A 12,111-nucleotide genomic window follows, 5' to 3' on the forward strand; every position below is an offset into this window, starting at 1 on the left:
AGAAACACACTGGTTATAGGATCAAGCCTTACGGGCAATTAGTACTGGTTAGCTTAACGCATTACTGCGCTTCCACACCCAGCCTATCAACGTCCTGGTCTCGAACGACCCTTCAAGGAGCTCAAGGCTCCAGGGAATCCTCATCTTCAGGCGAGTTTCCCGCTTAGATGCTTTCAGCGGTTATCTCTTCCGTACATAGCTACCCTGCGATGCCTCTGGCGAGACAACAGGTACACCAGCGGTACGTCCACTCCGGTCCTCTCGTACTAGGAGCAGCCCCCGTCAAGATTCCAACGCCCACGGCAGATAGGGACCAAACTGTCTCACGACGTTTTAAACCCAGCTCACGTACCTCTTTAAATGGCGAACAGCCATACCCTTGGGACCGGCTACAGCCCCAGGATGAGATGAGCCGACATCGAGGTGCCAAACACCGCCGTCGATATGAACTCTTGGGCGGTATCAGCCTGTTATCCCCAGAGTACCTTTTATCCGTTGAGCGATGGCCCTTCCATTCAGAACCACCGGATCACTATGTCCTGCTTTCGCACCTGCTCGACTTGTCGGTCTCGCAGTTAAGCACGCTTTTGCCATTGCACTTTAGGTACGATGTCCGACCGTACCAAGCGTACCTTCGAACTCCTCCGTTACACTTTGGGAGGAGACCGCCCCAGTCAAACTGCCTACCATGCACTGTCCCCGACCCGGATTCACGGGCCAAGGTTAGAACCTCAAACAAACCAGGGTGGTATTTCAAGGACGGCTCCACGCAGACTAGCGTCCACGCTTCAAAGCCTCCCACCTATCCTACACAGATCGGTTCAAAGTCCAATGCAAAGCTACAGTAAAGGTTCATGGGGTCTTTCCGTCTAGCCGCGGGGAGATTGCATCATCACAAACACTTCAACTTCGCTGAGTCTCGGGAGGAGACAGTGTGGCCATCGTTACGCCATTCGTGCAGGTCGGAACTTACCCGACAAGGAATTTCGCTACCTTAGGACCGTTATAGTTACGGCCGCCGTTTACCGGGACTTCAATCAAGAGCTTGCACCCCATCATTTAATCTTCCGGCACCGGGCAGGCGTCACACCCTATACGTCCACTTTCGTGTTTGCAGAGTGCTGTGTTTTTATTAAACAGTCGCAGCCACCATTTTATTGCAACCCCTTCACCCTCCTGGCGCAGGCCAGTCAAGCTACAAGGGCGTACCTTATCCCGAAGTTACGGTACCAATTTGCCGAGTTCCTTCTCCCGAGTTCTCTCAAGCGCCTTAGAATACTCATCTCGCCCACCTGTGTCGGTTTGCGGTACGGTCTCGTATGACTGAAGCTTAGAGGCTTTTCTTGGAACCACTTCCAATTGCTTCGCAGCTCTAGGCCGCTCGCCCCAYATCCTTGAATTCCGCGCCCGGATTTGCCTAAGCGCCTTCTCCAATRCAGGGACCGGGACTTCCAACACCCGGACAACCTTCCGCGATCCGTCCCCCCATCGCATCATACGACGGTGCAGGAATATTAACCTGCTTCCCATCAGCTACGCATCTCTGCCTCGCCTTAGGGGCCGACTCACCCTACGCCGATGAACGTTGCGTAGGAAACCTTGGGCTTACGGCGAGGGGGCTTTTCACCCCCTTTATCGCTACTCATGTCAGCATTCGCACTTCTGATACCTCCAGCATCCTTTACAAGACACCTTCACAGGCTTACAGAACGCTCTCCTACCATGCGTGCACTCCTTTAAATCCACTCCACTTGCATCCCAACGACCATTGTTGGGCGCTTTGTCGATGCTGCGCATCGACAAGCAAGGTGCACTTAAAGGAATGCACGCATCCGCAGCTTCGGTGACTGGCTTAGCCCCGTTACATCTTCCGCGCAGGACGACTCGATCAGTGAGCTATTACGCTTTCTTTAAAGGATGGCTGCTTCTAAGCCAACCTCCTGACTGTTTTAGCCTTCCCACTTCGTTTCCCACTTAGCCAATCTTAGGGACCTTAGCTGGCGGTCTGGGTTGTTTCCCTCTTGACACCGGACGTTAGCACCCGATGTCTGTCTCCCGTGATTGCACTCTTCGGTATTCGGAGTTTGCTATGGCGGGGTAATCAGCAATAGACCCCCCAACCATGACAGTGCTCTACCCCCGAAGGTGAGACACGAGGCACTACCTAAATAGTTTTCGGAGAGAACCAGCTATTTCCAGACTTGTTTAGCCTTTCACCCCTATCCACAGCTCATCCCCTAACTTTTCAACGTTAGTGGGTTCGGTCCTCCAGTACGTGTTACCGCACCTTCAACCTGGCCATGGATAGATCGTCTGGTTTCGGGTCTACACCCAGCGACTGAACGCCCTGTTCGGACTCGCTTTCGCTACGCCTTCCCTAATCGGTTAAGCTTGCCACTGAATGTAAGTCGCTGACCCATTATACAAAAGGTACGCCGTCACCCGTTTCCAGGCTCCGACTGTTTGTATGCATGCGGTTTCAGGATCTATTTCACTCCCCTCCCGGGGTTCTTTTCGCCTTTCCCTCACGGTACTGGTTCACTATCGGTCGATCACGAGTATTTAGCCTTGGAGGATGGTCCCCCCATCTTCAGACAGGATTTCACGTGTCCCGCCCTACTTGTCGTACACCTAGTTCCACAACGCTGTTTTCGCATACAGGGCTATCACCTGCTATGGCCGGGCTTTCCATCCCGTTCTGCTAACAATGCTGCTAAAGAGTACAAGGCTCTTCCCATTTCGTTCGCCACTACTYTGGGAATCTCGGTTGATTTCTGTTCCTGCAGCTACTTAGATGTTTCAGTTCGCCGCGTTCGCTTCCCTGACCTATGTATTCAGTCAGGGATGACCCATTCGGGCCGGGTTTCCCCATTCGGACATCTCCGGATCAAAGCTTGTTTGCCAGCTCCCCGAAGCTTTTCGCAGGCTACCGCGTCCTTCATCGCCTGTGATCGCCAAGGCATCCACCACATGCACTTGTTCGCTTGACCCTATAACGAGTGTGTCTCAAACTTGCGTTCAAGCCGTGCTCGCTACAGGATGAGTTCTCGCATTYGTGCCGTATTCCAAGTCATCTTTCGATCACTTAAATACATTTTGGTTGATACAATCACAACCCGGTATCGTGTTGTACTCTGTCCGGAGGTTCAGCGTCGAACCACCATCCGTAACTTGGTGGGTCTGGTAGGACTTGAACCTACGACCCCCGCCTTATCAAGACGGTGCTCTAACCACCTGAGCTACAGACCCTTGGCTGTAACAGCAAACAAACCGATAAGTGTGAACGCTCGACTTAAGATGCACGCTCTTGAAAGGAGGTGATCCAGCCGCACCTTCCGATACGGCTACCTTGTTACGACTTCACCCCAGTCATGAACCCTGCCGTGGTAATCGCCCTCCTTGCGGTTAGGCTAACTACTTCTGGCAAAACCCACTCCCATGGTGTGACGGGCGGTGTTGACGTGTGAAGCCCTACCCATAAGGGCCATGAGGACTTGACGTCATCCCCACCTTCCTCCGGTTTGTCACCGGCAGTCTCTCTAGAGTGCTCTTGCGTAGCAACTAAAGACAAGGGTTGCGCTCGTTGCGGGACTTAACCCAACATCTCACGACACGAGCTGACGACAGCCATGCAGCACCTGTGTCCACTTTCCCTTTCGGGCACCTGATGCATCTCTGCTTCGTTAGTGGCATGTCAAGGGTAGGTAAGGTTTTTCGCGTTGCATCGAATTAATCCACATCATCCACCGCTTGTGCGGGTCCCCGTCAATTCCTTTGAGTTTTAATCTTGCGACCGTACTCCCCAGGCGGTCAACTTCACGCGTTAGCTACGTTACTGAAGAAATGAATCCCCAACAACTAGTTGACATCGTTTAGGGCGTGGACTACCAGGGTATCTAATCCTGTTTGCTCCCCACGCTTTCGTGCATGAGCGTCAGTGACGTCCCAGGGGGCTGCCTTCGCCATCGGTATTCCTCCACATCTCTACGCATTTCACTGCTACACGTGGAATTCTACCCCCCTCTGACATACTCTAGCCTTGCAGTCACAAGCGCCATTCCCAAGTTGAGCTCGGGGATTTCACGCCTGTCTTACAAAACCGCCTGCGCACGCTTTACGCCCAGTAATTCCGATTAACGCTCGCACCCTACGTATTACCGCGGCTGCTGGCACGTAGTTAGCCGGTGCTTATTCTTCCGGTACCGTCATCCCCCCGCTGTATTAGAGCAAGGGATTTCTTTCCGGACAAAAGTGCTTTACAACCCGAAGGCCTTCTTCACACACGCGGCATTGCTGGATCAGGGTTGCCCCCATTGTCCAAAATTCCCCACTGCTGCCTCCCGTAGGAGTCTGGGCCGTGTCTCAGTCCCAGTGTGGCTGATCGTCCTCTCAGACCAGCTACTGATCGTCGCCTTGGTGGGCCTTTACCCCACCAACTAGCTAATCAGACATCGGCCGCTCCTATCGCGCGAGGCCTTRCGGTCCCCCGCTTTCACCCTCAGGTCGTATGCGGTATTAGCTAATCTTTCGACTAGTTATCCCCCACGACAGGGCACGTTCCGATGTATTACTCACCCGTTCGCCACTCGCCACCAGGATTGCTCCCGTGCTGCCGTTCGACTTGCATGTGTAAGGCATGCCGCCAGCGTTCAATCTGAGCCAGGATCAAACTCTTCAGTTTAATACCTGTGTGGTTCCGAMGRACCTCGCTCTTTCGAGCGGTCGCTCACTCTCAGAAAACTGACTGGCTACATCCGTGATTTGCACCCCGGACATAACCAACATGTTTTACTGTGCGAGCACTTTATAACTTGTAAGCTAAAAGACCGAAGTCTTCCGCATCCGCTATCAAGCGCCCACACTTATCGGTTGTTTGTTTGTTCGGGGGACCGAATACTAAGGGTTTCCCACTAAGCTTGCAAGCTTTTTCTGGGAAATTCTTGTGGGAGCCCCTTTAGCCACTTGCGATCAGCGAAAGCGTCGGAGGACAGCCGGCGTCACTCAAGCTGAATCTCGCCGTCAAACTGAACCTTGACTTGCAAAGCCGCCAGTTCCAACGTAACCACGACCGGCAAACGCTCCGTGCCGGTGACGGTGCCGGCCGCGAGCGCGCTGGATACCGCTTGCTCGATTTCCCGCTGCGAGCTCACGCCGACGACCTTGAGGAACTTGCGAATGCTGAGGTTGAAGGTCTCTTCGTTCATAGCACTCTCCTGGCTGTTACCACAACGCAAGACTAGGCGATGCGCGGTACGTCTGCTGCCCGGCTGTCCCACGACCGCCCTGCCCCATCACCCGCGATGGCTGGATCCCCGCCGGCCTCGGCAAAGTCGGCGCAGTCGCCGCTCAGCGACAGCGTGAGCCCACATGCAGCGACTATTCCTTCACCGTGACGATGGTCACACGACGATTCTCGGGGGCGGTGGGGTTCTGCATATTCAGTGGCTCGGTAGCGCCTTTGCCCACCGGCGTCAGACGGTCCGCGGCTATGCCGCCCTCCAGCGTCAGGTATTCCGCCACCGCCGCGGCGCGGCTCTCGGAAAGCTTCAGGTTGGCATCCGCCGGGCCGCGCGGGTCCGCATGCCCTTCGATACGAAACTTGTATGAGGAGAGCCTTGCCGATTGCAGCCCGCGGGCGACCTTGCCGAGCGCCGCACGGGCACTTGCGGTCAGCCTCGAAGAATTGCTGTTGAATGTGATCAGCAACTGCGCGGACGGACTTTTCGCCGCGCTGCCGAGTTCCTGCGTCGCGGGGACATCACGGTGCACGATGCCGAGTGTCTCGTTCCGGTCATCCGCATCCTGCGGAGTCAAGGCATTGGTGATCGACTCAACGCTAATGTCCTGTTCCCTCATTAAGAGTTCGCCTGCACGGGCGGACGGCCAGGCAGCGAGGATGGAAAGCGCCGCGATTAACAGGGGGATCAACCGGTGCGTACCGAAAGCGAAACGCGTGACATTTGCCATTTTGAAACTCCAGGTACTTGCGCGCTTCCACGCTCGTGCTGTGCATCGCCACAATCCTCGCCATTCATTATAGGTATGCTACGGCATTCGCCATGCCTCTCCGAGGGCATTTCCCAGGGCATCTACTCGGCGCATTGAACGAGAGCCGAAATCTGCCTGAGCCTTGTGCCGGGCTTCAGCTCCGGAGCCTGAAGCGCGGGCGGCGCCGGCGCGATGGACATTGAGTGGAGGAACTGTGCAAGGTCCTGCGCTGGAACCGCGACGCTGAGTTCAGGCTTGTCCGTGTACCGTCCCACGACCATGCCGAGCAACTCACCCTGCGCGTCGACAACCGGCCCTCCGCTATTGCCCTCATGCAGCGCAGCGCGCAGCACCAGAAGCCGATGGCCCTCAGGCTGCACAATGCCGCGCACGGACCCTCGCGTCATGACAGGCACAAGCGGCGTCGATGGCGTGAGGCCGAAGCCGATCGTATAGACCGGCGCGCCCCGGCGGACGGATTTGGCAATGGGCCGCGCCACCATTTCCACTGGACGGTTCGTTGCGAGCAGCGCCAGATCTCGCTGCTCGTCGATGGCCACAACTGATGCGGGCACGCTCTTCAGGTCGGCTGGCCAGACATCGATCTGCCGGCAGCCGCGCACGACGTGCGCGCTGGTGAGCATCTCTCCGGACTGCGCCACAAAGAATGCCGTGCCGCTGCGAAGCATCCCGTCATGGCTCTTGTCCTTTCCGTGGCCGGGATTTGCGTGTCTTTGTGCGCCCACAGCTTTGATATCGCCGGCGAAGTCATCGGGCGACCCGCCGCGCTCTGCGGCTGCGCTTAGAACCCAGATGCCGATCGCCCCAATTGCCAGAACCAGGCACCACGGCGAGGAGGGCGCGCACCGTTCCATGAAATTCGATCCCGAAAGACACTATTGGGTGGCCAGCTCCCACTCTCCCTTTGCATTCCGGCACGCGCGCGAAGTCTGTTCGTAAGACTTCCCCTCCTTTACGTAAGTCTCCGTGAAGTTCCGGCACGTTTGCGCGCTTGCGGACTTCGTGTATCCGCTGAGCGGCTTGATGGTGCCGGAATTCCCCGTCTTCGGGTTACGCCAGGTCCTTGGCTGGTTGTTCTCCGCGGTCTGCAAGGTTTGCTTCAATGCGGCCTGGCGGGCTTCGCGGTCTCGCTCATCCATCTCTCTGCCGATGATGCCGCCAAGCAGGGCGCCGGCCATGCCTCCCGCGACTATTGCGCCCGCATTGCCATGGCTAAAGATCCCGCCAAGCGCAGCACCCGTGCCAGCACCAATCAGCGCACCCGAAGTGGTCTTGTTCATGCCTGTCGAATCGCCCTGCGCACACCCCGCAAGAACCGCACTTGCGGTTGCCGTGCAGGCAATTGCTAGAGTCCATTTGTTCATTGCGTTTATCCTTTGACAGTCAGGCGGAATCGCCCCCCCCTTGACTACATTGCCCAGACACCGACGTGCGCGCGTCGCGCGTCCTGCTCGGCAGTGGCATATTGCGCCGGCGCGCCGTCCCTTGCGCGAGCCCAGCCGTTTCGGAGAGCGTGCTCGCCAATGTCTTCTCCATCCGCGAAGCACTGAAAGGCCTTGTCTTTGGCGAAACACTGGAGCTGGTTGCCCTTACCCTTGAGATAGCGCTGCATGGCCTGGGCAGGCTTTCCGTCTTCGCCGCGTATGGAGGAAAGATTGACAATTTTCCCGCCGACGATCAGCGCTCCCGAATCCAGCACCTGGGCCACGGTTCCCTCAAGGTCTGGCTTGGCCCGCGGCGACGCGGGATTACCCCCACCCGGCCCTGCCGGGGGGGAAGAAGGCTTCGGGATCAGCGCGATCGGCGGAAGATCGATCGGCTGTTCCTGCACGGGTGGCTCAGCCACGGACACCTGCGGCGGCACATTCGACGCCGGCGGGGGTGCCGGGGGCGTCGGCTGCGGATGCCGGGTCAATGCCATCAACAGTATTCCGGCACCTACGACGAGCCCGGCGGCAGCCGCGCCCAGACCCGCAACGCGAAGCCGCGGCCCCGGTCGCACCGGCTCCGGCCTGACCGCCGTGCTGCGGGTTGGAGCCTGCTCAACCTGCCGGGAATGCGATTCGTCCGCAGTTGTCGGCGGTGCGGGATGTGGCCCAGCGTGTCGAGCGACATCCTCATCGACGCGCAGTTGGGCTCCCGCGTTCAGGCTTGTGTTTACGCTTGGGTTGACGCTTGTGTCGATGCTTGAGCTCACGCTCTCGACGCGGGTGGTCTTGAGATCGGGCGCATTGAACCTCTGAAGCACGCCTTCGCTGACGATATCAGGCGCATCAGCAAGTAGCGAAGCAGCCCCCAGGGCACGGCCAAAGTCCTCTACCGAGTCGAACCGTTCTTCGGGGGCTTTGGCAAGCGCCCGCATCAGCGCCCTTTCAACGCCCGGGTCGAGATCCCGGCATAGCGAGGCCAAAGGCGGAGGCAGCGTTTCCACCTGCGCGCGGATCAATTCATAGTCGCTGGTGGCGTTGAAAGGCAGCCGCCCGGAGATCAGTTCGTACAGGACGGTCGCAAGGCCATACAGGTCGCTTCTGCCGTCGCCCTCATGGCCGCGCAATTGCTCGGGAGACGCGTAGGCCAGGGTGCCGACGATGTCGCCTTGTTGCGTGAGGCGTTGCGAACCCTGAATGCGCGCGATGCCAAAATCCATGATCTTCAGCGTGCCGCTGTCCGTCAACATCAGGTTCGATGGTTTGATATCGCGGTGAATCACGCCCATCTTGTGCGCGTAGCGCAGACCCATGATGGCCTGGATGATCACCGCGAGACTGTCCCGCACGGTGAACTGGCCGATGCGCTGCAGGACGGTCTCAAGTGTGTGGCCATGAACGAGCTCCATCACCATGCACAAGGTATCGGCGTCCTTGAACAGCGCGTACAGCGTCGTGATGTTCGGGTGGTTCAGCTTGGCAAGGCTGGTGGCCTCCGCGCGAAAGCGCTCCAGGAATGCCTTGTCGAGGCTTAGCTCCGGCCTCAGGGTCTTGATGGCAACATCACGCTCGAGTTCGGTGTCGAAGGCGCCATAGACCTCGCCGATCCCGCCGCGCCCCAGCAGGGTGCGAATCTCGTAGTGGCCTATCTGCCTGGCTGACATGGCGAGTCCATCAAAACCATTAATGTTGCTTTCAGAAAGGACGGGTCTCGCGCGTTGAGCGAACCGACTCGCTACCGGTTGCCGGCTGCCGCTGCAAACTGCAGATCGCAACCGACGCGTTATCCAGCCCGCCCGCCATGCGCGCGAGTTCAATCAGCTTGCGACAGGCATCGACCGGGTCAAGCTTCATGAGCAAGGACTTAATCGTAGCGTCGTCGACCTGGCCGAATATGCCGTCGGTGCATAGCATCAGGACGTCGCCATGCGCCAGCGGAAATCCTTCGGGCGAAACCGACGGCGCATGGTCCGGTGCCCCAAGCGCCCGCAGAAGTACATTCCTGTCCGGGTGCCTGTTGGCTTCTTCCGCCGTCAGCAGTCCATCGCGAAACATCTTGCCGACGAGCGAGTCGTCCTGGGTCAATTGCCGGAACGCGCCCTGGCGAAGGAGATAGATCCGGCTATCGCCGATGTGGGCGATATATGCGAGGCCATCAACAATGGCGACCGCGCTACAGGTGGTTCCCATCCCATCGCAACCGGGGTCGGCGGCGGCACGATCACGGATAGCCTGATCGGCAACGACAAACGCCGTTGTCAGTGCAGCCGCCGGCACGGGCGCACTACGGTAATACTCGTGGAGTACCGTGCGCAACGCAATCTGGCTAGCCACCTCGCCTGCTGCGTGCCCACCCATGCCATCCGCCACAACAGCCAGCGCACCGGCACGCGCGAACGGATCGTCCTCGCGCGGAATCATGCAGCCGACCGCGTCTTCGTTCCGCCCGCGGACGCAACCTACATCGCTCAGCATCGCGCACCTGACCGCAAGCCGGGATCGATCCGCTGGACTAGTCTGGTCTGCGCACATGGCAAGCGTTCCCGGTGAGCTCAGTTAAGCAGCAAGTCGAGTCCGTACTTGATCGGCACTGCGAAGGTGACGCGTTCGTCGCCCATGGAACGGGAATAGGTAAACAGCCCGATCACCTTGCCGTCGCGGTCGAACACCGGGCCCCCGCTGTTGCCGTGGCCCGTGGCGGTCACCGTAAGCTGATAGACGTCGCCGAGGTCATCGTAGGTCTGAACATTCTTCTCTGCCTTGACGGTGTCGCCGACCTTCGCGATGATGCCCTCCGTTACCGTGGGCTGAGGAATCAATTCGACGAGATTGGCAATGTTTCCGCCTTCGCTCGATTGAACGATCGCGTGCTTTTCCTCGGATATGCCTGGATAGCCGAGCACCGTCACGCGCTCGCCTACGCGTGGCCGGGAACCCACCGAGGCAAGGTTGATGGTAGGCAATTTGCGTGTGGCATCAATCTTGATCTCCGCCACGTCCGCTTCGGCGGACGACTTGACGACACGTGCCTCGATGCTATCCCGCGTATCGGGAAAGCGCACCGCCAGGTTCTCATTGCGCCCCTCGAGAACGGCCATGGACATGGTGCCAAGCGCCATGCCTCCCGGCACGGCGAAGTTTGGCCTTATCAACCTCACCGGGTGGTCAAAGTCCCAGCCTTTGAGATGCCTGAAGGCCTTTGGGTTAATCCGGGCGAGGCTGACTTCACCCTGGCCAGCCGTCGAGACCCGAATCAGTATGCCGCCATTCGAGTCGAAGTCCATCCAGCCCGGCACCTTCCACCCCTGGGCGACGTGTTTGTTCGTCAGGATAAATCCCTGGTCCTTGACGACAAATCCACTGCCGCGTCCACCCACTTCAATTGGAATGCCGCGATGATCGTCGTCGTCAGTCGTCAGCCAGCGCTGAATGGGACTGTTATCGATCTGGATAAAGCAGGGAAGCCGCAGGTTTTCGACGATACAGATGCGCTGGTAAACGGGGCGGCCCGTGGTCTTGTCCACGATATGCCAGCGGGCCTCCACGACCACCGTTGCCGCACCGAAATCTGCGACGATTGCCTCGGGACTTTTCCCGAACAGGATACCGAAGTGCGAAAATGCGCCGACAACGATGGCGCCCAGCACCACCACCACACCAGCGCCGATGAGCAGCTTGCGCCCGGCCGAGCGCTTCTGCTGATCCAGCATCCGTATCACTGTCTCTTTACCCACGCGATCGTCCGTGGCTTGAGCGGAGACGCCGAGAGGCGGCACCGAAGGCCGGCTCACCCGCGTTTCAGCTACAGCCTTTGCGTTCACGCGTGTCGGAGCGGGTGCAACAACGGGCCGCGGCTCAAGGTCGAACGTCAGACGCGGTCCGCCCTCGCCCAGTTCGATGCTATCGCCCGGCGCCAGCAACGTCTCATCCTTGACCGCGCGGCCGTTATGGAATGTACCGTTGCTACTGCCCAGATCGACCAGCGTATAGCGAGGGGGTTCGTCTTTCCCGATTTGAATTGCGGCATGCTGGCGGCTCACCAGATCGTCGCGCTGCGGGTCGAAAACGACAGTAGCCGCCGGGTCCCGCCCCAGGATTATTTGATCGAACCGGTCAACTTCAAACTGTTCGATCTGATGTGCCTTCGAGCCGGAAATGTGAGTAATGATGATGCGCGTCATCCCGGTCTCCCTTATGGTTGCCGGGTAACGTTTCTGAAGATATCTGATTCTCTCGCGATATCACGAAAACCCGATCGATCAGCGCTTTCCGCAATATCCCGGACACCGGTATGTTTAAAGTGATCTCCGCCAACCGCCAATGTGGGGTCTTGCGATCCTCGCATGCGAGCGTCCTTGCCGGTACAGGCTGCCGGCCGCTTCTGGCGATACGCGTGCGCCCGTGCGGGCAGGACATGGGACGGCAAAGCTGCACCTCGCGCCAGCACAATGGGGCCAAGGTGCAAGATGGGCAAAGGTGAAGATGGCCAAGGCATGCGCACCCCCGAATGGCACCGGCGGGCGTCTCATCGAAGCGCACTGCCGGCGACCTACCCCCCGGGCACTGAAGCGCGCCGGCTTGGCGCGAAATGTGACGCTATGGTGGTACTTATCAAAAAAAGTATAGATGACCCGGAATAGGTTCGCCAAAGGAAGCCGGCACTGCGCGATAGGGC

The 12,111-nt window shown here is 58.5% G+C and carries 7 protein-coding genes, 1 tRNA gene and 2 rRNA genes; all 10 read right to left on the bottom strand.

Going from position 1 to position 12,111, the window contains the following annotated elements; genetic code table 11:
• Positions 1-17: 17 nt before the first annotated feature.
• Positions 18-2,990: ribosomal RNA gene (locus AC1DS6_RS38970) — 23S ribosomal RNA — on the bottom strand.
• 182 nt (positions 2,991-3,172) lie between these two features.
• Positions 3,173-3,249: transfer RNA gene (locus tag AC1DS6_RS38975), tRNA-Ile, on the bottom strand.
• Between the two features lie 61 nt (positions 3,250-3,310).
• Positions 3,311-4,681: ribosomal RNA gene (locus AC1DS6_RS38980) — 16S ribosomal RNA — on the bottom strand.
• The 16S and 23S rRNA genes sit together here with 1 tRNA gene alongside, the layout of an rRNA operon.
• Before the next feature lie 316 nt (positions 4,682-4,997).
• Positions 4,998-5,204, bottom strand: a complete 207-nt coding sequence (locus AC1DS6_RS38985) for a DUF6494 family protein (protein WP_441635570.1) — start codon at positions 5,202-5,204, stop codon at positions 4,998-5,000.
• A gap of 172 nt (positions 5,205-5,376) precedes the next feature.
• Positions 5,377-5,967, bottom strand: coding sequence for an OmpA family protein (locus AC1DS6_RS38990; protein WP_441635572.1), 591 nt, complete (start codon positions 5,965-5,967; stop codon positions 5,377-5,379).
• Between the two features lie 122 nt (positions 5,968-6,089).
• A complete protein-coding gene (locus AC1DS6_RS38995; protein WP_441635574.1) occupies positions 6,090-6,863 on the bottom strand; it encodes a S1 family peptidase in 774 nt (257 codons plus the stop codon).
• 21 nt (positions 6,864-6,884) lie between these two features.
• Entirely contained in the window at positions 6,885-7,373 is a 489-nt protein-coding gene (locus AC1DS6_RS39000; RefSeq protein ID WP_441635576.1) for an RT0821/Lpp0805 family surface protein, read from the bottom strand.
• Positions 7,374-7,417: 44 nt separating this feature from the next.
• On the bottom strand, positions 7,418-9,100 hold the full coding sequence (locus tag AC1DS6_RS39005) for a protein kinase domain-containing protein (protein ID WP_441635578.1): 1,683 nt from the start codon (positions 9,098-9,100) through the stop codon (positions 7,418-7,420).
• 31 nt (positions 9,101-9,131) lie between these two features.
• Complete coding sequence (locus tag AC1DS6_RS39010) at positions 9,132-9,911, bottom strand: PP2C family serine/threonine-protein phosphatase (protein ID WP_441635580.1); 780 nt, start codon at positions 9,909-9,911, stop codon at positions 9,132-9,134.
• A gap of 77 nt (positions 9,912-9,988) precedes the next feature.
• Positions 9,989-11,617, bottom strand: coding sequence for a trypsin-like peptidase domain-containing protein (locus AC1DS6_RS39015; RefSeq protein ID WP_441635582.1), 1,629 nt, complete (start codon positions 11,615-11,617; stop codon positions 9,989-9,991).
• Positions 11,618-12,111 lie beyond the last annotated feature (494 nt).

Source organism: Cupriavidus sp. 05L310, assembly GCF_056398185.1.